We start from the raw sequence: 25,496 nt of genomic DNA, 5'->3' as shown, positions 1-25,496 counted from the left end.
GCGGGGATCTGCTGATATTTTCGTCTTTGAAAGAATATCGTTGTAACCCTCCAATTGAAGTAGTTTTGAAATAATAGGCAACGTTTATGAAAAAGAAAAAAATAGTGAAATGGTTTGGTTTCTTTATATTGATATTTGGGTTAATTGAGTATTGGCGAATAACGGGGATGGGAGAAGAGATAAAAAACCTTTCCGTGAGCAGTGATTGTTACCAAAATAAATATTTAGTGAACTATCAAGAAGGTTCTTGCGGACTATATTTCATGCAAAATCCTGAAGCAATTTACCGGGAATTACGCTACAAAGATAACCCCGAATGTGAGTATTTATATCAACATAAAGTAGAACGTTTAGAACAAATAGAATTGGAAAAAAAGATTTTGGCAGATAATCGCAGAATTTTGAAGAATAGAAAAACTTTTGCCTGTACAGGATGGAATGGTTTTAGGACAGCAATCTTTATTGCCGATGAAAAGGATAATTTGCTCTACTATTATCGAGATACATCCCCATTTGGTTCGGAATGGGTTCCTGAAAATTTTGCAAGACCCTCTATCAATGATGAATATATCGGCTGGAGTGGTGGACCTGACGGCGGTCCTGTTGCGCCACTGCACCCCAACCTCCTCCAACGGATAGATGCAAAAATTATACAGTGGCTGGTTGAATTGTTTTATTGAACGGAAAGAGCCCTCTTTGAACCTTTTGTTTTCTAACCTATCATGAAAAAAATAATTTTCCTAATATTGCTTTGTGTGTTTCCCTTTGTGATACATGACTTCATTACTGAACAAAAGCGACAAATCGTCATCCATAATTCATCTCCTTATTGGCTGCAAGTCAACGTTTATAGAAAGTATGACAATCAGACTGAGGATGAAGCAATAGAAAATTACTGGAACTTCAATTTAGAGAAGAACGAATCTTCCCCGATCTACTTCTCATATAATAAAAAAAATATTAATGAAACCCTCTATCTTGGTTTTTCTTTTTTCCAGCCAGATAATGATGATGTATTCTATACAGATGAATCTGTACCAACTCCAAAACAGAAGTTCATGGAAATTCATCGCGACTCGGGCGATTTCTGTGAGAGGCATATTTATATTGGGAATAGTGGAGAGATAATTAAAGATAAAGTAGTTAAGGGATTTTGCTTAGGACGATTATTGAGTTAAATCCTTCATTATTTGAATCCTTGACTAAGTTTCAAGCAAGTACAGGTTGAATTTATAAAGGTCGTCTGAAACCGTATTTGGTTTTCAGACGACCTTTTTTGTTTATTTAGGATCGCAGCGGAAATGGTATGCGCAGATTTCGAAGCCGTTTTTGAAATACAGGCGGTGCGCATCGACGCGGTCGTGGTTGACGTGGACGTTGAGGTGGATTTTGGTCACACCCGTTTCCGCGCCGATTTTGCGGACTTCTGCCAACAGGCGGGAGGCGTAACCTTTGCGGCGGCTTTGCGGCAGGGTAACGATGTCGTCGATGTGGATATGGCGGCCGCTGGCGAGGTTGCAGGATTCGCGGAAGCCGCAGACGGCGACGGCGTTGTGTTTGCCTTCTTCGAAAATACCCAAGAGGTGGTAGCCGGCGGGGCGTTGGACGGTGTTGATTTGTTCGGTGAACTTGCTGATGTCGGTCAATGAAGAACGCAGGACGCTGAGGGCGGCGAAGGCGGTGGATGTGTCTTCGGGCGGGATTTCGCGCAAAATGTAGTCGGCAGCGGCGGCTTGGACCGGCGCTTTTTCGGCGGCGTGTTTTTCTTCGATGGCTTGTGCCAGTGGGACGCGTTCGGCAGGTTCGCCTTGTGCTTTTGCTTCCTGTTCTTTCAAAAGCTCTTTGCAGTCGATGATGCGCAAGTCATTGTCGGCGGCAAAGTCCATCAGGAAACGGAACATCTGCGGATTGTCTTCTTCGAGTTTCTTATCGACGGCGACGCAGCGGACGTTGTCCACCAGCATGGGGCGCACCCAGTTGGAGTAGGACAGCCGGTTGTCTTTGGTGAATGAGGACAATATGCCGCACAGGCGTTCTGCCCAGTCGCTGGGACGGAAAATCTTGCCTTTGTTGGTTGTGCCGTGAATCACGACTTCGTAAGGGTTGCAGACTAACATGGCGGTTTCCTGTGTAGAGTTTGAAATTAGGGTGAAACCTTTCAAAAACTGCTTTTCGTCTTTGTTTTTTATTGATTTCACAAAAGAATATATTTCGCAATTATACCCTACTGTCCGTGCTTCGTGGCGTTCGGGGCCGGAGTCAGATTTTTTGTTTTTTGAAAAACGACAAGGGTCGTCTGAAAATGGAACGTTAAATTTCAGACGACCTTTGAGCCGTAGCGGCAATATGATGTGTGATGTGTTTGGGATGAAACGGCGGATTACCTGTATTACAAGCATCGGCGCCAAGGCGGATGATTGCCGTCCGACAAAGATGGCATCGTTTTATTTCAGCCCGGCTGCATCCCCATTCCCCGCCTGAGGACACACGTCGCCGCACAAACAAAAAACACCAACTGCGCCAGATTAAACGTCGCCCCGCCAAGCGCGGCGGCAACGGGTGATTGCGGAAACAGGCTGCACGAAACCGCAATAACCGTTCCTACCGGCAACGGATTGCACCATGCAGTGACACGCGGAAGCAGCGCCCTACGGCGCAGCGTCTGTACCAGCAACAGCAGCCATCCCGCCGCAATCGAACCGACCGAAGCCATCCAGTGCACCTCCAGCATCCGGTAAAAATGACGGAACAGCGTCAGTAGCGGCGGATAATCGTCCGGCACGGCATTCAGCAGCACCTTGGCAACCATGCCCGTAAAATAAAAACCGGCATGCCCCAAAGGCGACAGCGCATATCCGAAAAACAGCACTGCAAAACCGACCTTGGCCGTGCGTCCGGGCCGCATCAGCCGGTAAACGCCGAATGCCGCCGCCAGATACAGCACCGCAGAAAACGTCGCCGGCAACACGCCCCACAGCAGCCGTTCGGGCGAGCCTGCCTGCATCAGCACGGCAAAATCCGCCGCCTCACCCAACTGCGGCGCCAGCGTCTGCGAAAGCAGGGGATAACGTTCCGGCGTCTGCACGAATCCGACCAGCAGCATATCGGCAACAGTCCAGCACACCGCCGCTGCAATTCCCGCCCAAAGCAGCAGAGAAAGTCGGGAAACAGCGGTTTCAGACGACCCGCACCTAACGAATGCTTCATTTTGATTTTGCATATCATGGAATCCTGTCGGGGTATTCTCGACAATAAAATAGACTATTAAACAGGAAGATAAGTTCTCAAATTATCGGTACGTCCTATGATGTTTTCACAAAATTTCCGGCAACTGCTTAAATTCATAGGGAATAACATAAGACCGTCTGAAACTATTTCAAATAGCCTTAAATCATTCCGGCAAGTAAAATTCAGACGACCTGCGTCTGATGTTCGTCGCCGCTTCGCCCGCGGATAATGCCCAAACGGTAAACGGTTTCGCCTTCTCGCTTTTTCACGCTTGAAATCCTGCTGTCTTCGTGTTGTTGCCACCACAGAATACTTCATGTAAATTTCCGCCTGCTCCAACAACCTCTATTCCAAAAAAACCACCATGAACATACAAAAATATACCGCAACCCTCCTGCTCGCCGCCGCATTCTCTGTTGTACACGCCGAACCGCAAGAAGCATCCTTCCAAGACCAATGCGCCCTGGTCGGACTGATGGCTCAAACCGCTATGGGCGAACGTTTGTCCGGTACGGGCCTCGGACAAACCGTCGAAAAAATGAACGAACGCTTTATGGTTGTTGCCAAAAACGATTACAGCCGCTCCTTCATTCAAGGGCTAACCGAGCGCGTGGCGCAAGAAATCTACCACTTTCCGCAATCGGCTTTGAACGCCGTCCCCAAATCCGACTACGCCATCTTCGCCCGAGATACGGGCAAGGCGGAATATCAGCTTTGTATGAAAGCCCTGACGGGCAAAACCGAATAAAGCAGGTCGTCTGAAAAGGATGAAACCCCATTTTTCAGACGACCCCTTTTCACGAAAATCCGAAACCCCACCCCGTCAAATATGCGATAATACCGCCACCTCAAACCGATTTCAGACGACCCATGCGCCTTAACGCCCGCCCCGCCCGTTTTGCCCGTACCGCACGCCGCGGCGCGTTCGTCGTTGTTTCGTAAAACCCCGCCTTAGCGGGGTTTTTGCCGAATTGAAGAAAGGAAGCCGAATGCCCAACCCGCTTTACCGACAACACGTCATCTCCATTTCCGACCTGACGACCGAACAGCTCGAACTGCTCCTGCAAACCGCCCTCAAGCTCAAAGCCGACCCGCGCGACGACCTGCTCGAAGGCAAACTTATCGGCTCATGTTTTTTCGAACCCTCCACCCGCACGCGCCTGTCGTTTGAAACCGCCGTACAACGATTGGGAGGCAAAGTCATCGGCTTTTCCGACGGCGCGAACACTAGCGCGAAAAAAGGCGAAACCCTCGCCGACACCGCCCGCATCATCTCCAGCTACACCGACGCCATCATCCAACGCCACCCCAAAGACGGCGCGGCGCGCGTGTCCGCCGAGTTTTCCAAAGTCCCCGTCATCAACGCCGGCGACGGCACCAACCAACACCCCAGCCAAACCCTGCTCGACCTCGTGACCATCTACGAAACCCAAGGTCGTCTGAACAAGCTCAAAATCGCCATGGCGGGCGACCTCAAATACGGCCGCACCGTCCATTCCCTCTGCCAAGCCCTCAAACGCTGGGACTGCGAATTCGCCTTCGTCTCCCCGCCCAGCCTCGCCATGCCCGAATACATCACCGAAGAACTCGAAGCCGCAGGCTGCCGCTACCAAATCCTGCCCGACCTCGAAGCCGCCGTCGAATGGGCAGACATCCTGTACATGACCCGCGTCCAACGCGAACGTTTCGACGAACAAGAGTTCGCCAAAATCCAAGGCAAATTCAACCTCAACGCTGCCATGCTCGCCAACGCCCGCCCCAACCTGCGCGTGTTGCACCCCCTGCCGCGCGTTGACGAAATCCACCCCGACGTCGATGCCACGCCGCACGCCTACTATTTCGAGCAGGCGACCAACGGCGTTTACGCCCGCATGGCGATTTTGTCGCTGGTGTTGAACGAAGAAGTATAAGGAGCAAATATGGAAACCCCAAAACTCAGCGTCGAAGCCATCGAAAAAGGCACCGTCATCGACCACATCCCCGCCGGCAAAGGCCTGATTATCCTGCGCCAATTCAAACTGCTGCATTACGGCAGCGCCGTAACCGTCGGCTTCAACCTGCCCAGCAAAACCCAAGGCAGCAAAGACATCATCAAAATCACCGGCGTCTGGCTGGACGACAACGCCGCCAACCGCCTCGCCCTCTTCGCCCCCGAAGCCGTCGTCAACACCATCGACCACTTCAAAGTCATCAACAAACGCCGGCTCACCCTGCCCGACGAAATCGCCGAAGTGTTCCGCTGCCCGAACACCAACTGCGCCAGCCACGGCGAGCCGGTGAAAAGCCGCTTCTACGTCCGCAAACAAAGCGGTCAGACCAAGCTCAAATGCCACTACTGCGAAAAAACCTTCAGCCGCGATTCTGTGGCGGAGGCTTAGTTTTCGCTAAGGCTGGACCGGCATGAATGCGAAAGGTCGTCTGAAAACTTGAAATCAGGTTTTCAGACGACCTTTTTATAGTGAAAAAGAAATGGGCTACGCGAACTCTCATGCCATGTATAGTGGATTAAATTTAAATCAGGACAAGGCGACGAAGCCGCAGACAGTACAGATAGTACGGCAAGGCAAGGCAACGCCGTACTGATTTAAAGTTAATCCACTATATCCGAAATCCTATCCACAACATCCTCAACAGACGGAGAGAAGACTTAAAGAGGTCGTCTGAAACCCCATTTCAGGATTTTCAGACGACCTCTTTCATCATCAAGAATGGCACAAAGCCATCTGCCTTTTAAAACGTAAACCCGGTTTCCAATTCATCATCGCCGACCAGTTCAACCAACAGCGCATACAACGGAGCAAGCTCGGTGTAGCGGCGGGAGGTGCGGCGCAGGTAGTTGAGGAAGCGCGGGATTTCGGGGCGGTATTTGTCTTTGCCGTCGCGGTAGTACAGGCGGGCAAAGATGCCGGCGACTTTCAGATGGCGTTGTACGCCCATCCATTCGAACCAGCGGTAAAACTCGTCAAACGCGGCGGGTACGGGCAATCCGGCGGCGCGGGCTTTTTCCCAGTAACGGATGACCAAGTCCAAGACGAATTCTTCTTCCCATTCGATGAAGCCGTCGCGCAGGAGGGAAACCAAGTCGTAGGAAATCGGGCCGTAGAGTGCGTCTTGGAAATCGAGTACGCCGGGGCGGCCGGTGGTGAGCATGAGGTTGCGGACGATGAAGTCGCGGTGGACGTACACCTGCGGCTGGGCAAGCAGCGGCGGCAGCAGGGTGTCTATGGTTTGTTGCCAAAGCTGGCGTTGTTTGAAGTTGAGTTCGCGTCCGAGTTCTTTGGCGACGAACCATTCGGGGAAAAGGTTGATTTCGCGCAGCATGATGTCGCGGTCGTACTCGGGCAATTCGCCCGCGCGGCTGGCTTTTTGCAGCTCGACCAGTTCGTCTATGGCTTCAAGCAGCAGGACTTTGTGTGCCTCCGCGCCTTGTTCTTGCTGCATGGCGGTCAGGAAAGTGGTGCTGCCCAAGTCGTTGAGCACCATAAATCCCTGCGCTTCGTCCACATGCAATACTTGGGGAACGTTAAGCATATTGAAAAGTTTTTGCACTTTTAGGTAAGGAGCGACGCTCATTTTATCGGGCGGCGCGTCCATGCAGATGACGGTCTTGCCGTCGGCAAAAGCAGCGCGGAAGTAGCGTCGGAAGTCGGCATCGGCGGCGGCGAAGCTCAATTCGAAGTTTTGTTCGGGATAGACGGCGCGAAGCCAATTTTGTAATTCGGTTTGTCGTTGCATAGCGGTGTCGCGGATTTTCAGGTTAAAATAACCGCTATTCTAACTGGCAAACCGATTTAAGGGGCGATTTTGGCTCGTTTATTTTCACTCAAACCATTGGTTTTGGCGTTAAGCGTCGGCTTCGGCGCGGGAGGGGCATATGCGCAAAATGCATCTTTGCCGCAACCTGCCGATTACGAGCCGGTAAGGGCCACCCCGCCTGCGGTTCAGAGCGGGGAAAACCGTCGTCCTGCCGATCAGGATAAATTGTCCTTGGGCGATACCTGCCTGTTTTGCCAGCATCAGGCTTCCGAAGCAAACAAGCAGCCTGAAATCAAACGCAGCGGCGAAGAACCCCTGCCGCAGGACTACACCCGCGTGATTGCGGACAAGGTTGCCGGACAGTCTAAAGTCGCCGTCCGCGCCGAAGGCGATGTCATCATCGAGCGCAATCAGGAAGTGTTGAACGCCGATTGGGCAGATTACGACCAAACCAGCGATACCGTCAGGGCGGGCGACCGCTTTACGCTGTATCAAGACGGTTCGACCGTCAGCGGCGATACTTTGGTGTACAACCTGAAAGACAATACCGGCTCGAGCGAATACGTCCGCGTCGATGCCGAAAAAGACGGCCGCCGCCTCCAAAGCGTCAGCGAAAAGGCAGAAATGAAGGGCAAAGGGCTGTACAAGCTCATCAATACCAAATTCAATACCTGCTCGCCCGGTGATGCAAGTTGGTACATCAAAGCGAAAAGCATCGAAACCGATCAGGAAACGGGCATAGGCGTGGCAAAAGACGCATCGCTGGTGTTCGGCGGCGTTCCCGTACTTTATACGCCTTGGGCGGATTTCCCGATCAACGGCCATCGCAAGAGTGGTCTGTTGGTGCCGACCTTGTCAACCGGTTCGGACGGTTTGGAACTCGCCCTTCCCTATTATTTCAACCTCGCCCCCAACTTGGACGCCACCTTCCGCCCCGGCATCATCAGCTCGCGCGGCGTGCAGCTTGGCGGACAGGTCCGCTATCTCGAGCCGAAATTTAACGGCGTCATTGACGGCGATTGGATGCCGCACGATAAAAAACGCCACGAAAACAACCGCTATCAAATCAAGTTTGACCACAACCACCAACTGACCGACAAACTCAGCGGCGGCATCAACTTCAATCAGGTTTCAGACGACAATTACTACCGCGACTTCTACGGTCGCGAGGACATTGCCAGCAACGTCAACCTCAACCGCCAATTGTGGCTGAACTACGGCGACAATATCTGGGGCGGCTCTTTTGACGGCGCGTTGAACGTACAGAAATACCAAACCCTTGCCAACCAAAACGGTTACAAAGACGAACCCTACGCCATCATGCCGCGCCTGACCGGACGTTGGCAGAAAACCATAGGCAAGGCGAATATCAACGTATTCAGCCAGTTCACCCGTTTCGTCCACGACAGCAAACAAGACGGCAGTCGTACCGTGCTGTATCCCAGCGTGCGTTGGGATTTCAACAACCAATGGGGTTATATCCGTCCGAAAATCGGCGTACACGCGACTTATTACGACTTAGGCTCGTTCGGCAACCAATCCAGCCGCCGCGTCAGCCGCGTATTGCCGATATTCAACGTCGATACCGGCATGACCTTCGAGCGCAACGCCAATGTGTTCGGCAAAGCCTATCTTCAAACCCTCGAACCGCGCCTGTTCTACAACTACATCCCGACCAAGTCCCAAAACGACTTACCCAATTTCGACACCTCGGAAAACAGCTTCTCTTACAACCAACTTTTCCGTGAAAATCTGTACGTCGGCAACGACCGCATCAACTCCGCCAACAGCCTGACCGCCGCCGCGCAAACCCGATTCCTCAATCCGAACAACGGTGCCGAGCTGTTCCGTGCCGGCATCGGACAGAAGTTTTATTTCAAAAACGACAACGTATTGCTGGACGGCAGCGTCGGCCGTTATGAACGCAGCCAATCCGACTGGGTCGGCTTCGCGCACGGCAAACTGAGCGACAGCATCCATGCCGGCTTCGATATCCACTACAACCAAAACGAAAGCCGCGCCGAAAGCTACGCCGCGACCGTCCGCTACAATCCCGAACCGGGCAAAGTATTGAGCGCGCGTTACAAATACGGCCGCAACGAACGCATTTACCTGCAATCGGACGGCAACTATTTCTACGACAAAATCCGCCAAATCGATTTGGCGGCGCAATGGCCCATCCGTAAAAACCTTTACGCCGTCGCACGTTACAACTACGAAATCCAAGCCAAGAAACCGCTTGAAATCTCGGTTGGCGCGGAATACAAAAGCGATTGCGGCTGCTGGAGCGCGAGCCTCGTCGGACAACGCTACGTAACCGGCGAAAACAGCCGCAAAAATGCCGTATTCTTCAATCTCCAACTCAAAGACCTGAGCAATCTCGGCAACAACCCATTTGAAAAACTGCGCTTGGCCATTCCCGGCTACAGCAAAACCAACGAGGTAGTTACCCCATGAACGTCAAACCCCTGATTCTTGCCGCCGCACTCGGTCTGGCATTGAACGCACACGCCGCGCCCAAAGCCGCATCCAAAGGCAAGCCGGTCAAAACGCAGAAAGCGGCAAAACAGGCAGCGGCAGCCACGCCTGCCGATTCGGGCGCCGTACGCCTTTCCGACGGCATCGCCGCCATTGCCGACAACGAAGTCATTACCCAGCGCCAGCTGGCACATGCCATTGCCGAAGCACGCCAACACCTTCCCAAAGGCACGCAAATCAGCGAAGACGAACTCCGCCAGCAAGTTTTGGCGCAACTGGTCAACCAATCCCTGATTGTTCAAGCGGGCAAACGCCGCAACATTCAAGCGACCGATGCCGAAATCGATGCCGTCATCGCCCAAACGCCGTCGCTGAAAAATCCGTCCGCACAGACCCGCCGCGAAATCGCCGACACCATCATTATGGAAAAAGTGCGCCAGCAGGCCGTGATGCAAAACAGCCGCGTCAGCGATGCAGAAGTCAACAGCTTCATCGAGCGCGCGCGCCAACAAGGTGTCGCCCTGCCCGAAGGCGAACCGATGCGCCAATACAGCGCGCAGCACATCCTGATTAAAGCCGACAACGACAACGCGGCGGCCGGCGCGGAAAGCACCATCCGCAAAATCTACGCACAGGCCCGCAGCGGCGCAGACTTCGCCGGTTTGGCGCGCCAATATTCGCAAGACGGCAGCGCGAACAGCGGCGGTGATTTGGGTTGGTTCGCCGACGGCATGATGGTTGCGCCGTTTGAAGAAGCCGTCCACAAGCTCAAACCCGGTCAAATCAGCCCGCCCGTACGCACGCAATTCGGCTGGCACATCATCAAGCTGAACGACGTCCGTGACGCCGGTACGCCCGAAGAGCGACAACGCAACGCCGTACGCCAATACATGTCCGGACAAAAAGCCCAACAAGCCACAGCAAACCTGCTGCGCGACCTGCACTCGGGCGCGTACGTCAATATCCGCTAAGATGTTGTTGAAAAAAGGTCGTCTGAAACTTTTCAGACGACCTTTTTTTGTTTGAGGACAACTTCCCTCTGACACACCAGCCTAATCGCAAATCGAATATCCATCGGGACAAAACGACGTAACCACGGACAATTTGGCGGACAGCATCATTCCATCTGCACCGATTCCAAATATAGTGGATTAACTAAATCAGGACAAGGCGACGAAACCGCAGACAGTAAGATAGTAGCAAAGTGAGGCAACGCCGTACTGGTTTAAAGTTAATCCACTATACATCTTAACCAAAAATAAATATTCTTATCTCATTAAGACACTCCCTAAAACATCCGCTAATTCTCCTCTAACACTCCCAGCCTAGAATGATGTTCAGAAAAAGAAAAACAAGTCTCCTCACATAACGATAGTCTGCTCACACTGACACGGACGGAACATCATTTTCCCCACCATCGTTTTTCCCCTAAGGAGCGTATCATGAAACTGAATCTGCAAAAAACCACCGCTGCTGTTTTGGCTGTTTTGTTCAGCGCAGGCGTATTTGCCGCCAACAATGCCTACAATCCATTTGATTACGGTTACCAAAACCACAAATACGGCAAAAAATGGGGCAAACCCGCCTCTGAAGCCGAAGGCGAAAAAGTGATGAAACACGCTGCCTACCGTTCGGGCGTGCACTACACCAACGTCAACCGCATGCCCGGCAATGTAGACCGCAACGGCGTGAAAACCGTACAGGTCAACGACGCATACACCCGTCAAAACCTCGGCCGCTATGCATTCAACACCATCAAGAGCGGTGGTTCGGAAGTGTATTACGGCGAGTGGGTCGGCAAAGAATACGCCAAAGGCACCAACCGCGGCGTTTTCTACTCAGGCGACAAACGCGCCACCTCTATGCCGGTATCCGGTGTAGCCAACTACGCCGTCAAAGGTATCAACAACTACACCGGCAACAACCCGATGGTCGGTACTTTGCGCGCAGACTTCGGTCAACGCGTCTTGGCAGGTTCTATGAAAAACAACGCTGTACAGATGGACATCCATTCACGCATCAAACCATCCAGCGCATCGTTTGAAGGCTACGCCCGCGCCAACGGCCACTTCGGTAAAACCGAAGGCCACTTCTTCGGTCACAACGCAAGCGCGCTGGCCGGTGTTGCCAAGTTTAAAACCGACCGTAACTTGGATACGGCATACGGCGGTGTAAAACGCTAAAATCCCTAGTTAAGTAAAATGAGTTAAGTAAAATAAAGCCTGCTTCACGCAGGCTTTTTTAAACAGCAGCCCGCCAACCTTCTCAAGGTCGTCTGAAACCCGCCGACCGGAAAGCCGACACCATGTACAAACCGTCTGCCTGCCTTCTCCTGTTTCTCGCCGCCCCCGTCCTTGCCGCGCCCCGTTCTGACTTTTCAGACGACCGTACCGCGCAACGCCTGTGGCAAAACACCCGCCAAACCATGCAGGAGCAGGAACAAAAAGTGCGCGAATACCGCCTCGACATTCCCTCCGAAAACATCGGGCAGACAGCCGAAACCGACCCCGAAGCCGACCAAGGCGAAGCCCTGTTTAACGCCGTCAACCGCAGCGACTGGCAAACCGTGCGCCCGCTGCTTGAACGTTATACCCAGCAAACCGAATACGACCCCGACATCGCCCTCTTTGCCCGCGCCTCGCTCGCCCGCGGCGAAGGCAGGTGGAAAGATGCCAAACAAGACTACGAAACCCTGCTGCAACGCCATCCCGACTTCACGCGCGGACGGCTCGATTACGCCCGCCTGCTCTTTGAAGGTCGTCTGAACCGCGAAGCCACTTCCGAATTTATGCGCCTTCAAAACGAAGACCTGCCCGAAGCCGTCAAAGAAAACATCGGCCATTTCCGCGACTCTCTAAACCAACGCCAAAGCTGGCAGGGCAGCCTTTCCGTCGGCGCCGTCCACAACAGCAACATCAACGAAGCCAGCGGCAAAGTGTGGTGTAAAACCGAAATAGACGGCGAATGCTGGGAAGAATTTTCAGGCGACCAGCCCATTTCCGCCAACGGCATCAAATACGAAGCCGCCGCCGTCCGCCGCTGGCAGATTAAAGGACACCACGGCATCGCCGCCCGCGCGCTCGGCTACGGCCGCTTCTACCGCGACCATAAAGACTTCAACGAACACACACTCAACCTCAGCGCAGGCTATCAGTTTGAAAACCACCGCCACACCTTCGCCCTCGCCCCGCTCGTCGAATGGAACGGCAGCGGCGGCAAAACCCTCAACCGCGCCTACGGCGTGCGCAGCGAGTGGAACCTCGACAAAGGCAGCTGGACGTGGAATACCGAAGCCGAGTGGAAATACCTTTCCTATTCCGACAAAACCCGCCTACTCGACGGCAGCCTCTTCTCCGTTTACAACACCCTGTCCTACTTCCCGCGCAACGACCTCATGCTCTACGGCGGCATAGACTGGCAGCAGCGCAAAGCCAAAGAGCCGGTAGACAGCTACCGCCTCATCTCCGCACGGCTGGGCGCGGCAAAAATGTTTGAAGCCGGCTTCGACGCCTCCGCCTCCGCCACCTTCGGCATCCGCAGCCACCGCGAAGAAAACGCCGTCCTCGAACAACGCCGCCGCGACAAAGAACAGACCTACCGCCTCAGCATAGGCGCGGACCGCTGGAAATTCGCCGGCCTCAAGCCCGTCCTCAGCTACAAACACCGCCGCGTCCACGGCAACACCGACTGGCTGTACAGCTACAAGCAAAACGAAGTCGGTCTGTCGCTGGTGAAATCGTTCTAACGCAGGACGCAGAAACGCAAAGGTCGTCTGAAATTCAGTTTTCAGACGACCTTTGCGTTTTATAGTGGATTAAATTTAAATCAGGACAAGGCGACGAAGCCGCAGACAGTACAGATAGTACGGCAAGGCGAGGTAACGCCGTACTGGTTTAAAGTTAATCCACTATAAATTATTCCCCGTCTTTAACCGGATAATCAGGCAAATACACATCAAATCGGGTGCTTTTGCCCGTGTATTGGTAGGCGGGTTTTTCGCCGTTGAGATATTCGCCGAGACGCGGGCGTTTGACGACGACGCGTTTTTTGGCGACGGCGCGGGCGGCGGCAAGCAGCTCGGCCTCTTCTTGGGCGGCACCGACGACGCTGTGGAAATACGCCATTTCCTTTTTGACGGCGGCGGATTTTTGGCGTTCGGGGTACATGGGGTCGAGGTACACGATGTCGGGGCGCGATTGGGCGGCGAGTTCCCGCATCAATTCGACGGCGTTGCCATAATGGAAAGTCATGCGGCGGGCGATATCTTGAATTTCAGGCTCTTGCAGCGCGCGTTCGAGGCCGTCGGCGAGCAGGCAGGCGACGGCGGGATGCTGCTCGAAAGTGTGGACGTTCAAACCGAGCGAGGCGAGGACGAAACTGTCGCGCCCGAGTCCGCCGGTGCCGTCCCAGACGGTCGGTTTGGTTGTGTGGTTGACCGCTTTGGCAATCAGCTCGCCGCCGCCTTTGGTGCGCCGGTATTGGGCTGCACCGCCGCCGAAATCGACGCGGACGCGCCCCTTCTCCCCCGCGCGGCACAAGCTGACGCCCTCTGCATCGGCAAGCAGGTATTCGCCGCTGTCGGGCAGGTCGGACAAAATCGGAAGCTGGAATTGCCGCGCCAAACGGCGGGCGTGTTCGGTGGCGGTGTCGGCGAGATAAATGGGCGTCATGGCGGTTGCGGGTCGGGGTCGTCTGAAAAGGGCGGATTATATAGTGGATTAAAATAAAAATGAGACAAGGCGGCAACGCCGTATCATTGCAATTTTAATCCACTATATCGGGAATCCGCTTGAAGCCGATATGGCTTCATCAATACGGATTTTATCCGCTCTCGGGACAAAGGTCGTCTGAAAATCGGATTTCGGGTTTTCAGACGACCTTTGCCGTTCTTTACGCACTGAATTTCCGTCCGCGTTCCATGTCCTGCCTTGCGGATAAAGGGGAACGGTCAATGCGGCGCGGATAGAGGTTTTGGCTATATCCAAAGCATCAGGAGTTATTTAGCCTGCGTCAGCCCGTTTGTTAAAATCCGTTGTTTTGCCGGTTGATTGAACGGCATTTTCCAATAGAAACAAACAATAACCATGACCCACACAGCAAAAATCCCCCAACCTTTGGCTGGTGACCGCCGCTGCCGCCGCCATCCTGCTGATTACCATCGGTATGCGCATGACTATGGGACTGTTTGTCCGTCCCGTCGTCGACTCTACCGAGCTGAGTATCCAAGAGTTCAGCCTGATTATTGCCGTTTTCCAGTTGATGTGGGGCGTGTCCCAGCCGCTTTCCGGCGCGATTGCCGACCGCTTCGGCGCGTTTAAGGTTTTGGGCGGCGGCGCGTTGCTGTTGGCTTGCGCCTGCCTGATGGTGCCGCAGATGCCGACTTATTGGGGGCTGATGCTAGCAATCGGGCTGCTTTTTGCATTCGGAACGGGCGCGGGCGGTTTCTCCATCATCATGGGGCAGGTCGCGGCGAAAGTGCCGCCGCACAAACGCGGTTTGGCTTCGGGGCTGGTCAACGCGGGCGGTTCGGCGGGGCAGTTTCTGTTTGCGCCGCTGGTGCAGGGTTTGCTGGTGTTGCCCGCCGTCGGCTGGACGGGGACGTTTTATGTTTGGGGCGGGATTGCGCTTTTAATCCTGCCAATTTCGTGGTGGCTGGCGGGCGGCAAAAACGCTGTCGCCACGCACCACACGTCGTCTGAAAACGGGCAATCGCTGGGGCAGGCAGTCAAAGCGGCGTTTAAAGACCGCAGCTACATCCTGCTGCACTTGGGCTTTTTTACCTGCGGTTTCCACATTGCGTTTTTGGTGACCCACCTGCCCAACGAAATCGCGCTCTGCGGCCTGCCCGCTTCGGTCGCTTCGACTTCGATTGCGATTATCGGCCTGGCGAACATCGCGGGCTGCATTTTTTCGGGCTGGTGTACGGGGCGGTTTTTGGGCAAATACGTTTTGTTCGGACTCTACGCCTCGCGCGTGGCGATGGTGCTGATCTACCTTGCCGCCCCGAGAACCGACGTCAATTTCTACATTTTCGCCGCCGCGCTGGGCTTCACTTGGCTCGCCACCGTCGCGCCGACTGCCGCGATTACGGGCAAGCTGTTCGGCACGCGCTATCTGGCGACGTTGTTCGGACTGACGATGTTGAGCCATCAAATCGGCGGTTTTTTAGGCTCGTATATCGGCGGCATCGTGATTTACCGGTTCAACGATTACGGCTGGATGTGGTATGCCGACGCGGTGTTGGCGGGGACGGCGGCTTTGCTGAACCTGCCGATACGCGAAAAGAAAACGGCGTAAACCGCTGCGACGCAACCAAGACAGGTCGTCTGAAAATCGGATTTCGGGTTTTCAGACGACCTTTTTCCGCCGTTACATCAAGTCAGTTCAAAAGAGGCGTGGGCGAAGCGGCAAAATCGGCTAGAATAGGCTCGGGAAACCGGAGGTTCGGCGACAGGCAGCTTGAAACCGTCAACCGCCTACATTCCGCCCCGCCGCGCACCGTCCGCCACCCCGTCCGTACCGTTTTCGAGTGGAATACATGAATCGTTGGTTTTACACGCAATTATGGCGCATCGCGCCGCCGCTTATCCGCCACTATCTCAAAAAGCGCGCCATCAAATCGCCTGCCTATCTCTACCATTGGGGCGAGCGTTTCGGCGAGCCGTTTGACCGGCCTGTGCAGCATCCGATTTGGGTGCATGCCGTATCGGTCGGCGAAACCCGCGCCGCGCAGCCTTTGGTGGAAGCGCTGCGCCGCCATTTCCCCGACGCGCCGCTGCTCATGACCCAAATGACGCCGACCGGACGCGCCGCCGCAAAAGAACTGTTCCCCGACGCGCAATGCCGTTACCTGCCTTACGACAAACCCGAATGGGTCGCCCAATTCCTAAAGGAACACCGCCCCCTGTTCGGCGTACTGATGGAAACGGAAATCTGGCCCAACCTCATGCACGCCTGCGCCGACGCGCACGTCCCCTTGTTTCTCGCCAACGCCCGCCTGTCTGAAAAATCACAGCGCGGCTATTTGAAAATCCGCAACCTGTTCGAGCCTGCGCTGCAAACCTTAAGCGGCTGTTTCGCGCAAACCGCCGAAGACGCGGAGCGGCTGCACTTGATCGGCGCGTCCAACGTCCATGTCTGCGGCAACACCAAATACGATATTTCCCCGCCCGAACGGATGCGCGCACTGGCGGCGGCCTTCCGCGAACGCATAGGCACGCGCCCCGTCGCCGTCTGCGCCAGCACCCGTTTTTACAAAGACCAAGACGAAGCGGCGCTCTTGCTCGAAGCATGGAAAAAATATACCGGCGATGCCTTGCTGGTCGTCGTCCCGCGCCATCCGGAGCGTTTTCAGACGACCTTTGAAACGGCGCAGGCATTGGGTTATACCGTTCAAAAACGCAGCGACAACCTGCCGGTTTCCCGACAAACACAAGTCTGGGTGGGCGACAGCATGGGCGAACTCTTTGCCTACTACCTCAGTTCGGATGTCGCCTTTGTCGGTGGAAGCCTCGTGGATAGCGGCTGTCAAAACATCATCGAGCCGATAGCCTGCGGCATTCCGACCGTGTTCGGCTTTTCCACCTACAACTTTGCCGCCGCCTGCCGCAGCGCGCTGGAAGCCCAAGCGGCGGTGCAGGTGCAGAATGCGGACGAATGGCGCACCTTCGTCTCAGCCTGTTTGGAAAACCCGAGCGAGCGCAGCCATTTCGCCCAACAGGCGGCACGCTTTGTCGCCGGCCATCAAGGCGCCAGCCGTCGGATGGCGGACGAAATCGCCGCGTCTGTGCGCCATCTGACGCGCGAAGAGGCTTAAGGGCAAACCTGCCTTCCCCAAACGAAAGGTCGTCTGAAAACCCGAATTTAGGTTTTCAGACGACCTTTTTGTCTTGTGGACGGATTGCCGCGAATCAAGCGGCGTCGCCCGCCCTGCCCTGACGGCAAACCGATTCCTGCCTTACTTCGCCATTTCCGCGAACACTTGATGCGCGGTGGCGATGGTTTCGTCAATCAGCTCGGGCGTGTGCGCGGCGGAGACGAAGCCTGCTTCGTAGGCGGACGGGCCGAAGGCGGTGTTGCGGTCGAGCATGCCGTGGAAGAAACGTTTGAAGGCGTCGATATTGGAACGCGCCATGTCGCCGTAGTTTTGCGGGGTATGGGCGGCGAAATACAGACCGAACATGCCGCCCACGCTGTCGGCGGTGAACTCGATGCCGTGCGCTTTGGCGGCGGCGGCAAGCCCGTCGGCGAGGCGGCGGGTCAAGGCGGTCAGGTTTTCGTAGAAGCCTTCGCGCCGGATGATTTCCAGTGTTTTCAGTCCGGCCGCCACGGCCATGGGGTTGCCCGACAAAGTACCTGCCTGATACACGCCGCCCAGCGGGGAGATGCAGGCCATGATGTCTTTGCGCCCGCCGAACGCCGCCAGCGGCATACCGCCGCCGATGACTTTGCCCATCGTGGTCAGGTCGGGCGTGATGCCGTGCAGCGACTGCGCGCCGCCGAGTGCGACGCGGAAACCGGTCATCACTTCGTCGTAAATCAACACCGCGCCGTGTTTTGCAGTGAGGGAGCGCAGGGCGCGGACGAAGTTTTCAGACGGCCTGACCAGATTCATATTGCCTGCGAACGGTTCGACAATCACGCAGGCAATTTCGCCGCCGATTTTTTCAAACGTTTCTTCCAGTTGGGCGGTGTTGTTGTATTCGAGCACCAGCGTGTGCTTGGTGAAATCGGCCGGCACGCCGGCGGAAGAAGGGTTGCCGAAGGTGAGCAGGCCGCTGCCGGCTTTGACCAGCAGGCTGTCGGAATGGCCGTGGTAGCAGCCTTCGAACTTGATGATTTTGTCGCGGCCGGTAAAGCCGCGCGCGAGGCGGATGGCCGACATGGTGGCTTCGGTGCCGGAGCTGACCAGCCGCAGTTGTTCGACGCTGGGCACGAGTTCGGCGATTTTTTCGGCGATGACGATTTCCGCCTCGGTGGGCGCGCCGAACGACAAACCGCCCAAAGCCGCTTCGCGCACGGCTTCGATGACTTCGGGGTGCGCGTGTCCGACAATCGCAGGCCCCCACGAACCGACGTAATCGGTGTAGCGCGTGCCGTTTTCGTCCCAAACATACGCGCCTTCGGCTTTTTTGATGAAGCGCGGCACGCCGCCGACGCTGCCGAATGCGCGGACGGGGGAGTTTACGCCGCCGGGGATGATGGCTTTGGCGCGGTCAAACAGGATTTCGTTACGGTTCATAGCGGGTTCTTTCTGAGGTCGTCTGAAAAATAAGCGGTATTTTATCATCAGATTGCCCGTGCCAGCCGTTTCAGACGACCCCTAAAGCCCAAACCGCCAAGACTTGAACGCCGTATCTGAAAATGAAAATTGTTCTGTAAAAACAATCACTCTGTTCATATTTGAAGCGTTTGTGCTATAATCCGCACCCATTTATACCATAAAGAAAACATCATGTTACGCGGATTCATTTTAATGCTTACCCTTTTGGTTTCCACCGTCTCCTACGCCGCCCAGCGCAAGCTGCCGAGCGATATGGACGCGGCGGTTTTGAAACAGGTCGAACTGCCTTATCTGAAAGTGAGCCGTGGCGGCTTCTCATGGACGCGCCTCTTGACGCTGGGCCTTGCCGACGGCAATTCCTCCAAGCTGCAGATTACCCGTTTCACCAAAATCCACGACGAAAACGACCGCTTCATCCCGATGGGGCGGCTGGCAGGCAAAACCGGCAAAACCATCGCGTTCAAACACAACGACACCAACGCCCTCGTGCGCGAAGTGTGGGTTTTGACCGACGACGAAGCCTCCCGTTTTACCGTGCAAAAAGAAGTCCGCGACGAGGTTAAAAAAGACGCGCAATAAGCCGTCGTTTGCCCGTTTCAGACGGTCCAAACACACACACCGCGTGGTTGGCTGTTGCAGCCGCAGCAGCGCAACCGCGCATTTTTGCGCCCTGACGAATCTGCGTTTCAGACGACCTGTCCACGTTCCAAAGGTCGTCTGAAATAAAGATTTCTATAACAATCAGCCCCGCAATTACGGGCTACCTGAGAAAGACACAAACCATGAAAAAAGTATTTATCCGCACCTTCGGCTGCCAAATGAACGAATACGACAGCGAAAAAATGCTCGCCGTACTCGCCGAAGAAAACGGCGGCATCGAACAAGTGACCGAAGCCGACGAAGCCGACATCATCCTCTTCAACACCTGCTCCGTGCGCGAAAAAGCGCAGGAAAAAGTGTTCTCCGACTTAGGCCGCGTTCGCCCGCTCAAAGAAAAAAATCCCGACCTCATCATCGGCGTTGCCGGCTGCGTCGCCTCCCAAGAAGGCGAAAACATCATCAAACGCGCGCCTTATGTGGACGTCGTTTTCGGCCCGCAAACGCTGCACCGCCTGCCCAAAATGATTGTGGATAAAGAAACCAGCGGCCTGTCGCAAGTCGATATTTCCTTCCCCGAAATCGAAAAATTCGACCACCTGCCGCCCGCCCGCGTCGAAGGCGGCGCAGCATTCGTGTCCATCATGGAAGGCTGTTCCAAATACTGCTCGTTCTGCGTCGTCCCCTACACGCGCGGCGAAGAATTCTCCCGCCCGCTGAACGACGTTTTGACCGAAATCGCCAACCTTGCCCAACAAGGCGTTAAAGAAATCAACCTCTTAGGACAAAACGTCAACGCCTATCGCGGCGAAATGGAAGACGGCGAAATCTGCGACTTCGCCACCCTGCTGCGCATCGTCCACGAAATCCCCGGCATCGAGCGTATGCGCTTCACCACCAGCCACCCGCGCGAGTTTACCGACTCGATTATCGAGTGCTACCGCGACCTGCCCAAGCTGGTGTCGCACCTGCACCTGCCGATTCAAAGCGGTTCCGACCGCGTATTGAGCGCGATGAAACGCGGCTACACCGCCTTGGAATACAAATCCATCATCCGCAAACTGCGCGCCATCCGCCCCGACTTGTGCCTGAGCAGCGACTTCATCGTCGGCTTCCCCGGCGAAACCGAGCGCGAGTTCGAGCAGACCCTGAAGCTGGTGAAAGACATCGCCTTCGATTTGAGCTTCGTCTTCATTTACAGCCCGCGCCCCGGCACGCCCGCCGCCAACCTGCCGGACGACACCCCGCACACCGAAAAAGTGCGCCGTCTCGAAGCCCTGAACGAAGTCATCGAAGCCGAAACCGCCCGCATCAACCAAACCATGATCGGCACCGTACAACGCTGTCTGGTCGAAGGCATCTCCAAAAAAGACCCCGACCAGCTCCAAGCCCGTACCGCCAACAACCGCGTGGTCAACTTCACCGGCACGCCCGATATGATCAACCAAATGATCGATTTGGAAATCATCGAAGCCTACACCTTCTCCCTGCGCGGCAAACCGGTCGAAGCGTAAAGCCGTTCCGTCATAGCAAAGGTCGTCTGAAAACCTGTATCTTGGTTTTCAGACGACCTTTTTGTATCTTGGGCAAGTTCAGAAGAACTTAGTGTTTAAAAACGTACTTTAATTGACTTGTTCTACCAAAAAATCCACAAAAGCCCGGATTTTCGGGCTGACGGCATTGTCGCCGTAATAGACGGCGTAAAACGGTTTGGCTTCGTTTAAGGCGCGCTCGGGCAGGAGTTCGTGCAGGTGTCCCGCTGCAATATCGGCGGCGACGGTGAAATCCGACAGGCAAGCGATGCCGTTGCCTTCCAGACACAGGCGGCGGATGGTTTCGCCGCTGTTGGCGGACAGTTGCGGCACGGCGGCGTAGGGAGTGTGGCCGGTGTCGGCAAACGGCCAGTTGTTCAGGGTTTTGGGCTCGGAGAAGCCGATGAGGGTATGCTGCGACAGGTCGGCGACGTATTTGGGGGGTGCCGTAGCGGGCGAGATAATCGGGGGCGGCAACGAGTTTCAGACGGCTGTCAAACAGATGGCGGGCGCGCAAGGCGGAGTCGTGCAGGCTGCCTGCGCGGATGGCGATGTCCACGCGCCGCTCGATGAGGTCGATGTAGCCTTCGGACGAGGTGAGCAGCAGTGACACCTGCGGGTAGCGTTCGCAGAACGGGCGTACCAGCGGAGCGACGAGGTGCAGCAGCGTGGGCGTGGCGGAATCCACCCGAAGCACGCCCTGCGGCGCGCCGCCTGCGGAGAGGATTTCGGCCTCGGCGGCTTCGATGTCGTGCAGTATCTGCCGCGCGCGCTCGAAAAAGCGGCAGCCTTCTTCGGTGAGCCGCAGTTGGCGCGTGGTGCGGTTGAGCAGGTTGGCGGAGAGTTTGTCTTCCAGCCGCTTCACGGTGCGGCTGACGGCGGAGTTGGCCAGCCCGAGCCGCTCTGCCGCGCGGCTGAAACTGCCGCTTTCCACCACCTGCACGAACACGGCCAGTTCGTCTGAATGGGTTTTCATTGTTGCTTTTCCTAGAAAAGTGTTTTGCAATTATTGCTGTTTTCATTATAAAGCATCGGAGTACAATAATGCTTTTTCAACGCAAATATTTGAGGGACCAACATGAATATTCTGTTAATTGACGGCGGCCAACATTTTGGCCATTCCGCCGGCCGCCTGAACCACACGCTGCACCAAACCGCACGCGACACGCTGACCGCACTCGGCCATGCGGTGAAGGAAACCGTAATTGAAGAAGGCTACGACAAAGATGCCGAGGTGGAAAAATGGCTGTGGATGGACGCGGTGGTTTGGCAGATGCCCGGCTGGTGGATGGGCGAACCGTGGACGGTGAAAAAATATATCGATGAAGTGTTTACCGCAGGCGTGGGCGAGAACAAGCTGGTGGCCAACGACGGACGCCACCGTGTCAACCCGACGGAAGGCTACGGCACGGGCGGCTTACTGCATGGCAAAAAACACATGATTTCATCCACTTGGAACGCGCCGATTGAGGCGTTTACCCGCGAAGGCGATTTCTTTGAGGGCGCGGGCGTGGACGGCGTGTACCTGCATTTCCACAAGGCCAACGAATTCCTCGGCACCACGCGACTGCCCTCGTTCATCTGCAACGATGTGATCAAGAATCCGCAAGTGGAGCGGTATTTGGCGGATTATCGGGCGCATTTGGAGAAGGTGTTCGGTAACGCGTAGTCGAGATGGCCGGCCCGCCTGATTGCCGATACGGTATCTGCTATCCGCCGTATCGATGTAGGTAGGCTGGCTATACGCAGAGTATAGTGGATTAACTTTAAACCAGTACGGCGTTGCCTCGCCTTGCCGTACTATCTGTACTGTCTGCGGCTTCGTCGCCTTGTCCTGATTTAAATTTAATCCACTATATTTGATATTCGTGTACGCCAAATAAATCAAAGGTCGTCTGAAAACCTGTATCGTGGTTTTCAGACGACCTTTTTGTATCGTGTCGGCATCAACAGTCGGCTCACCGAATCCCGCCTGTCTTTTAGCAATTTCACGATACCGCGTATTGACAGCCCCATAGGGGTCGTCTGAAAATCAGTTTTCGCACTTTCAGACGACCTTTTTACATTTAAGAACCCGTCCGAAGCCGCCCCCATATCCTTCGCGAGAAAAACCATGTCCCTGCAAAATCTCTCCAACATCCGCACCCTCGTCGTCAAAGTCGGTTCCAGCCTCGTTACCGCGGGCGGCAAAGGCATAGACCAAGCCGCACTCGACCGCTGGGCGGCGCAAATCGCCGAGCTGGGCAAACAAGGCGTGCAAACCGTCCTCGTTTCCAGCGGCGCCATCGCAGAAGGCATCAAACGGCTGGGCTGGAGCAAACGCCCCACCGCCATCAACGAACTGCAAGCCGCCGCCGCCGTCGGACAAACCGGCATCGCCCAAGCCTACGAAGCCGCGTTCGCACCGCACGGCATCCGCACCGCCCAAATCCTGCTCACCCACGACGACCTGAGCAACCGCACCCGCTACCTCAACGCCCGCAGCACCCTGCAAACCCTGTTGTCCAAAGGCATCGTCCCCGTCATCAACGAAAACGACACCGTTACCACCGACGAAATCAAACTCGGCGACAACGACACCCTCGGCGCGCTCGTGACCAACCTCATCGAAGCCGACGCCCTCGTCCTTCTGACCGACCAAAAAGGCCTGTACGACAGCGACCCGCGCAAAAATCTGCAAGCCAAACTGATTCCGACCATCGCCGCCGATCATCCTGACCTCGAAAGCATGGCGGGCGGCGCGGGCAGCAGCGTCGGCACCGGCGGCATGTATACCAAAGTGAGAGCCGCCAAACGCGCCGCACTCAGCGGAGCCGCCACCGTCGTCGCATGGGGCGGCGAACCCGACGTCCTCGTTTGCCTCAAACAAGGCGAAAGCATAGGCACGCTCTTTACCAGCGCGCACAGCCGCGTCGCCGCCCGCAAGCAATGGCTGCTCGGACACGTCCAAACCGCTGGCAGCCTGACCGTCGATAACGGCGCGGTAAAAGCCCTGACCGAACAACACGCCAGCCTGCTGCCCGTCGGCTGCATCCGCGCGGACGGCCATTTTCACCGCGGCGAACTCGTCGCCATCCTCGATACCGAGGGCAAAGAAATCGCACGCGGCCTCACCAATTACAGCAGCGGCGAAACCGCCAAAATCCTGCAAACCCCGTCCGAGCTCATTGCCGAAAAATTAGGCTACGCCCACGAAGACGAACTCATCCATCGCGACAATATGGCGTCGCATTGGTAAAAAAGGTCGTCTGAAACCGTATGTTTGCGTTTCAGACGACCTCCTTTCCCCTCCAACCAAAGGAAACCCGCATGAAAAAATTCTTCTTCCTCACCACCGCCATCCTGCTCCTCAACGCCTGCGCCGCCCAATCCGGACAAGGCAGCTCTGCACAAGTCTATGGCGAAATCAAAGGCGGCGTAGAAAGCAGCCACGTTCACTAAAGCGAACGGAACAACGGGCATTGCCCACGCAGAAGATGCCGCCCCATTCCCCTGAAATCCGCATGACGGACATCGTGCCATAAAATCAAAAGGTCGTCTGAAACTTGGTTTACCCGGTTTTCAGACGACCTTTTCTATTGGATTGAAGACGAATGTTTGGACGGCAGTCATTCCCGCGCCAATCAGGGAAAGGACAAGGGCTAGCGGTGCGACAACGTCGTCTGAAACGGTTTACGGACAGCACCCAGTTTCTATTCAAACCTTTTCGCCGTTACGGCTTTCAGCCCTTAATCCTGCCTGTCGGTATGGTTTCTCCCAATCAGCGGATAATCCCGCGCGTAGATTGGACGAAGAAGTCTTTAAACACCGCCAGCTCGGTTTGAGTTTCGGCGCGGCGGAGGATGTCGGCTTTGGCTTCTTCAAACGGGATGCCGCGGTGGTAGATGGTTTTATAAACATCTTTGACGGCGGAGATTTGCTCGGCGGTAAAACCGTTGCGACGCATGCCTTCGCTGTTGATGCCTGCGGGTTCAGCGCGGTAGCCTGCCGCCATGAAGTAAGGCGGTACGTCTTTGTGTACGCCTGCGGCGAAGGCGGTCATGGCGTAGTCGCCGATTTGGCAGAACTGGAACACCAGCGTGTAGCCGCCCAAGACGACGTAGTCGCCGATGGTAACGTGTCCGGCGAGCGAGGCGTTGTTGGCGAAGATGGTGTGGTTGCCGATGACGCAGTCGTGTGCGAGGTGGCAGTACGCCATAATCCAGTTGTCGTCGCCGATGCGGGTTTCGCCGATGCCGGTTACCGTGCCGAGATTGAAGGTGGTGAATTCGCGGATGGTGTTGCCGTTGCCGATAATCAGCTTGGTCGGCTCGTCGCGGTATTTTTTGTCCTGCGGGATTTCGCCGAGGCTGGCAAATTGGAAAATGCGGTTGTTTTCGCCGATGGTGGTGTGGCCGTTGATGACGGTATGCGGGCCGATTTCGGTGTTCGCGCCGATTTGGACGTTGGGGCCGATAACGGTGTACGCGCCGATTTTGACGCTGGAGTCGAGTTCGGCTTTGGGGTCAATGACGGCGGTCGGGTGGATGAGGGTCATGTTTTTCCTTTCCTGTCGTGTTGCCGCGAAGATGCGCGACGGCAACAGGTCATCTGAAAACTTTCAGACGACCTTTTTCTGAACA

Annotated in this window: 24 protein-coding genes and 3 pseudogenes; 18 read left to right on the top strand and 9 right to left on the bottom strand. The window is 55.4% G+C overall.

The features are described from left to right. Positions 1-86: 86 nt before the first annotated feature. Complete coding sequence (locus tag HMPREF1028_RS09945; RefSeq protein WP_009312650.1) at positions 87-680, top strand: hypothetical protein; 594 nt, start codon at positions 87-89, stop codon at positions 678-680. A gap of 42 nt (positions 681-722) precedes the next feature. Continuing rightward, positions 723-1,178 carry a hypothetical protein gene (locus HMPREF1028_RS09940; RefSeq protein ID WP_009312649.1) on the top strand — a complete coding sequence of 152 codons (456 nt, stop codon included), beginning with the start codon at positions 723-725 and terminating at the stop codon, positions 1,176-1,178. A gap of 102 nt (positions 1,179-1,280) precedes the next feature. Here HMPREF1028_RS09940 and HMPREF1028_RS09935 read toward each other — a convergent pair whose 3' ends face one another. Next, positions 1,281-2,117 (bottom strand): GNAT family N-acetyltransferase, encoded by an 837-nt coding sequence (locus HMPREF1028_RS09935; RefSeq protein WP_009312648.1) that lies wholly within the window; start codon positions 2,115-2,117, stop codon positions 1,281-1,283. A 332-nt stretch (positions 2,118-2,449) separates the two neighbouring features. Further along, complete coding sequence (locus HMPREF1028_RS09930; protein WP_009312647.1) at positions 2,450-3,220, bottom strand: DUF6796 family protein; 771 nt, start codon at positions 3,218-3,220, stop codon at positions 2,450-2,452. A 372-nt stretch (positions 3,221-3,592) separates the two neighbouring features. On the opposite strand from HMPREF1028_RS09930, the gene HMPREF1028_RS09925 reads away from it, so the two are divergent. From HMPREF1028_RS09925 to pyrI, 3 genes are all read left to right on the top strand, one after another. Then, the gene (locus HMPREF1028_RS09925) at positions 3,593-3,976 is read left to right on the top strand and encodes a hypothetical protein (RefSeq protein ID WP_009312646.1); all 384 of its coding nucleotides are present in this window, start codon (positions 3,593-3,595) and stop codon (positions 3,974-3,976) included. A gap of 241 nt (positions 3,977-4,217) precedes the next feature. Beyond that, positions 4,218-5,138 (top strand): aspartate carbamoyltransferase, encoded by a 921-nt coding sequence (pyrB, locus tag HMPREF1028_RS09920; protein WP_003758865.1) that lies wholly within the window; start codon positions 4,218-4,220, stop codon positions 5,136-5,138. A 9-nt stretch (positions 5,139-5,147) separates the two neighbouring features. Then, a complete protein-coding gene (gene pyrI / locus HMPREF1028_RS09915) occupies positions 5,148-5,606 on the top strand; it encodes an aspartate carbamoyltransferase regulatory subunit (protein ID WP_003758869.1) in 459 nt (152 codons plus the stop codon). 352 nt (positions 5,607-5,958) lie between these two features. On the opposite strand, the gene amgK is transcribed toward pyrI, so the two are convergent. Beyond that, positions 5,959-6,963, bottom strand: coding sequence for an N-acetylmuramate/N-acetylglucosamine kinase AmgK (gene amgK / locus HMPREF1028_RS09910; RefSeq protein ID WP_009312645.1), 1,005 nt, complete (start codon positions 6,961-6,963; stop codon positions 5,959-5,961). A gap of 69 nt (positions 6,964-7,032) precedes the next feature. On the opposite strand from amgK, the gene HMPREF1028_RS09905 reads away from it, so the two are divergent. The 5 genes and pseudogenes from HMPREF1028_RS09905 (at position 7,033) to HMPREF1028_RS09890 (ending at position 13,207) form a co-directional block, all read left to right on the top strand. After that, a complete protein-coding gene (locus HMPREF1028_RS09905; RefSeq protein ID WP_009312644.1) occupies positions 7,033-9,441 on the top strand; it encodes an LPS-assembly protein LptD in 2,409 nt (802 codons plus the stop codon). Beyond that, entirely contained in the window at positions 9,438-10,433 is a 996-nt protein-coding gene (locus tag HMPREF1028_RS09900) for a peptidylprolyl isomerase (protein WP_003768499.1), read from the top strand. Before HMPREF1028_RS09905 ends, HMPREF1028_RS09900 begins: the two co-directional genes overlap by 4 nt. A gap of 159 nt (positions 10,434-10,592) precedes the next feature. After that, positions 10,593-10,722 (top strand): annotated as a pseudogene (locus HMPREF1028_RS15800) (IS5/IS1182 family transposase); the annotation flags it as partial. 182 nt (positions 10,723-10,904) lie between these two features. After that, on the top strand, positions 10,905-11,645 hold the full coding sequence (locus HMPREF1028_RS09895) for a Slam-dependent surface lipoprotein (protein ID WP_009312643.1): 741 nt from the start codon (positions 10,905-10,907) through the stop codon (positions 11,643-11,645). 122 nt (positions 11,646-11,767) lie between these two features. Further along, a complete protein-coding gene (locus HMPREF1028_RS09890) occupies positions 11,768-13,207 on the top strand; it encodes a porin family protein (protein ID WP_009312642.1) in 1,440 nt (479 codons plus the stop codon). Between the two features lie 169 nt (positions 13,208-13,376). Here the strand turns inward: HMPREF1028_RS09890 and HMPREF1028_RS09885 are convergent, their stop codons facing one another. Continuing rightward, positions 13,377-14,132 carry a class I SAM-dependent methyltransferase gene (locus tag HMPREF1028_RS09885; RefSeq protein ID WP_009312641.1) on the bottom strand — a complete coding sequence of 252 codons (756 nt, stop codon included), beginning with the start codon at positions 14,130-14,132 and terminating at the stop codon, positions 13,377-13,379. A gap of 102 nt (positions 14,133-14,234) precedes the next feature. After that, a complete protein-coding gene (locus tag HMPREF1028_RS13880) occupies positions 14,235-14,447 on the bottom strand; it encodes a hypothetical protein (protein ID WP_094113044.1) in 213 nt (70 codons plus the stop codon). 133 nt (positions 14,448-14,580) lie between these two features. On the opposite strand from HMPREF1028_RS13880, the gene HMPREF1028_RS09880 reads away from it, so the two are divergent. Genes HMPREF1028_RS09880 through waaA form a run of 3 tightly spaced genes read left to right on the top strand, consistent with a single transcriptional unit; the run spans position 14,581 to position 17,278 of the window. Beyond that, positions 14,581-15,759, top strand: coding sequence for an MFS transporter (locus HMPREF1028_RS09880; RefSeq protein WP_156798134.1), 1,179 nt, complete (start codon positions 14,581-14,583; stop codon positions 15,757-15,759). After that, complete coding sequence (locus HMPREF1028_RS14825) at positions 15,684-16,004, top strand: hypothetical protein (RefSeq protein ID WP_156798132.1); 321 nt, start codon at positions 15,684-15,686, stop codon at positions 16,002-16,004. The genes HMPREF1028_RS09880 and HMPREF1028_RS14825 overlap by 76 nt, the downstream gene beginning before the upstream one ends. Further along, the gene (waaA, locus tag HMPREF1028_RS09875; RefSeq protein ID WP_009312639.1) at positions 16,001-17,278 is read left to right on the top strand and encodes a lipid IV(A) 3-deoxy-D-manno-octulosonic acid transferase; all 1,278 of its coding nucleotides are present in this window, start codon (positions 16,001-16,003) and stop codon (positions 17,276-17,278) included. The genes HMPREF1028_RS14825 and waaA overlap by 4 nt, the downstream gene beginning before the upstream one ends. Before the next feature lie 141 nt (positions 17,279-17,419). Here the strand turns inward: waaA and hemL are convergent, their stop codons facing one another. Further along, positions 17,420-18,703, bottom strand: coding sequence for a glutamate-1-semialdehyde 2,1-aminomutase (gene hemL / locus HMPREF1028_RS09870; RefSeq protein WP_009312638.1), 1,284 nt, complete (start codon positions 18,701-18,703; stop codon positions 17,420-17,422). A 213-nt stretch (positions 18,704-18,916) separates the two neighbouring features. Here hemL and HMPREF1028_RS09865 point away from each other — a divergent pair, with 213 nt between their 5' ends. Both HMPREF1028_RS09865 and miaB read left to right on the top strand, forming a co-directional pair. Next, complete coding sequence (locus HMPREF1028_RS09865) at positions 18,917-19,324, top strand: hypothetical protein (RefSeq protein WP_036529577.1); 408 nt, start codon at positions 18,917-18,919, stop codon at positions 19,322-19,324. Positions 19,325-19,527: 203 nt separating this feature from the next. Next, positions 19,528-20,856: a tRNA (N6-isopentenyl adenosine(37)-C2)-methylthiotransferase MiaB gene (gene miaB, locus HMPREF1028_RS09860; RefSeq protein ID WP_009312636.1), complete on the top strand. Its 1,329-nt coding sequence runs from the start codon at positions 19,528-19,530 to the stop codon at positions 20,854-20,856. Between the two features lie 108 nt (positions 20,857-20,964). On the opposite strand, the pseudogene HMPREF1028_RS09855 reads toward miaB, so the two are convergent. After that, positions 20,965-21,850 (bottom strand): annotated as a pseudogene (locus HMPREF1028_RS09855) (LysR family transcriptional regulator). Between the two features lie 102 nt (positions 21,851-21,952). On the opposite strand from HMPREF1028_RS09855, the gene HMPREF1028_RS09850 reads away from it, so the two are divergent. Further along, positions 21,953-22,543 carry an NAD(P)H-dependent oxidoreductase gene (locus HMPREF1028_RS09850; protein WP_009312634.1) on the top strand — a complete coding sequence of 197 codons (591 nt, stop codon included), beginning with the start codon at positions 21,953-21,955 and terminating at the stop codon, positions 22,541-22,543. 81 nt (positions 22,544-22,624) lie between these two features. Here HMPREF1028_RS09850 and HMPREF1028_RS14820 read toward each other — a convergent pair. Beyond that, positions 22,625-22,756, bottom strand: a pseudogene (locus tag HMPREF1028_RS14820) (IS5/IS1182 family transposase); the annotation flags it as partial. A 231-nt stretch (positions 22,757-22,987) separates the two neighbouring features. Here HMPREF1028_RS14820 and proB point away from each other — a divergent pair. Both proB and HMPREF1028_RS15750 read left to right on the top strand, forming a co-directional pair. Next, positions 22,988-24,112 (top strand): glutamate 5-kinase, encoded by a 1,125-nt coding sequence (gene proB, locus HMPREF1028_RS09840; protein ID WP_009312633.1) that lies wholly within the window; start codon positions 22,988-22,990, stop codon positions 24,110-24,112. Between the two features lie 71 nt (positions 24,113-24,183). Beyond that, positions 24,184-24,315, top strand: coding sequence for a hypothetical protein (locus tag HMPREF1028_RS15750; protein WP_009312632.1), 132 nt, complete (start codon positions 24,184-24,186; stop codon positions 24,313-24,315). 319 nt (positions 24,316-24,634) lie between these two features. Here the strand turns inward: HMPREF1028_RS15750 and lpxA are convergent, their stop codons facing one another. Then, the gene (lpxA, locus tag HMPREF1028_RS09835) at positions 24,635-25,411 is read right to left on the bottom strand and encodes an acyl-ACP--UDP-N-acetylglucosamine O-acyltransferase (protein ID WP_009312631.1); all 777 of its coding nucleotides are present in this window, start codon (positions 25,409-25,411) and stop codon (positions 24,635-24,637) included. Positions 25,412-25,496: the final 85 nt, after the last annotated feature.

This window comes from Neisseria sp. GT4A_CT1 (assembly GCF_000227275.1).
In the GTDB taxonomy this organism is placed as follows: domain Bacteria; phylum Pseudomonadota; class Gammaproteobacteria; order Burkholderiales; family Neisseriaceae; genus Neisseria.
The sequence above is the reverse complement of the archived record's forward strand: the minus strand, read 5'-3'. Positions and strand labels throughout refer to the sequence as shown.

Coding starts and splice junctions, on each gene's coding strand:
- HMPREF1028_RS09940 (WP_009312649.1), top strand. CDS start 723: ATGAAAAAAATAATTTTCCTAATATTGCTTTGTGTGTTTCCCTTTGTG.
- HMPREF1028_RS09865 (WP_036529577.1), top strand. CDS start 18,917: ATGTTACGCGGATTCATTTTAATGCTTACCCTTTTGGTTTCCACCGTC.
- HMPREF1028_RS09935 (WP_009312648.1), bottom strand. CDS start 2,117: ATGTTAGTCTGCAACCCTTACGAAGTCGTGATTCACGGCACAACCAAC.
- pyrB (WP_003758865.1), top strand. CDS start 4,218: ATGCCCAACCCGCTTTACCGACAACACGTCATCTCCATTTCCGACCTG.
- HMPREF1028_RS09900 (WP_003768499.1), top strand. CDS start 9,438: ATGAACGTCAAACCCCTGATTCTTGCCGCCGCACTCGGTCTGGCATTG.
- HMPREF1028_RS15750 (WP_009312632.1), top strand. CDS start 24,184: ATGAAAAAATTCTTCTTCCTCACCACCGCCATCCTGCTCCTCAACGCC.
- HMPREF1028_RS09895 (WP_009312643.1), top strand. CDS start 10,905: ATGAAACTGAATCTGCAAAAAACCACCGCTGCTGTTTTGGCTGTTTTG.
- HMPREF1028_RS09890 (WP_009312642.1), top strand. CDS start 11,768: ATGTACAAACCGTCTGCCTGCCTTCTCCTGTTTCTCGCCGCCCCCGTC.
- proB (WP_009312633.1), top strand. CDS start 22,988: ATGTCCCTGCAAAATCTCTCCAACATCCGCACCCTCGTCGTCAAAGTC.
- HMPREF1028_RS09885 (WP_009312641.1), bottom strand. CDS start 14,132: ATGACGCCCATTTATCTCGCCGACACCGCCACCGAACACGCCCGCCGT.
- HMPREF1028_RS09925 (WP_009312646.1), top strand. CDS start 3,593: ATGAACATACAAAAATATACCGCAACCCTCCTGCTCGCCGCCGCATTC.
- HMPREF1028_RS09850 (WP_009312634.1), top strand. CDS start 21,953: ATGAATATTCTGTTAATTGACGGCGGCCAACATTTTGGCCATTCCGCC.
- HMPREF1028_RS09945 (WP_009312650.1), top strand. CDS start 87: ATGAAAAAGAAAAAAATAGTGAAATGGTTTGGTTTCTTTATATTGATA.
- lpxA (WP_009312631.1), bottom strand. CDS start 25,411: ATGACCCTCATCCACCCGACCGCCGTCATTGACCCCAAAGCCGAACTC.
- pyrI (WP_003758869.1), top strand. CDS start 5,148: ATGGAAACCCCAAAACTCAGCGTCGAAGCCATCGAAAAAGGCACCGTC.
- waaA (WP_009312639.1), top strand. CDS start 16,001: ATGAATCGTTGGTTTTACACGCAATTATGGCGCATCGCGCCGCCGCTT.
- amgK (WP_009312645.1), bottom strand. CDS start 6,963: ATGCAACGACAAACCGAATTACAAAATTGGCTTCGCGCCGTCTATCCC.
- hemL (WP_009312638.1), bottom strand. CDS start 18,703: ATGAACCGTAACGAAATCCTGTTTGACCGCGCCAAAGCCATCATCCCC.
- HMPREF1028_RS09930 (WP_009312647.1), bottom strand. CDS start 3,220: ATGCAAAATCAAAATGAAGCATTCGTTAGGTGCGGGTCGTCTGAAACC.
- miaB (WP_009312636.1), top strand. CDS start 19,528: ATGAAAAAAGTATTTATCCGCACCTTCGGCTGCCAAATGAACGAATAC.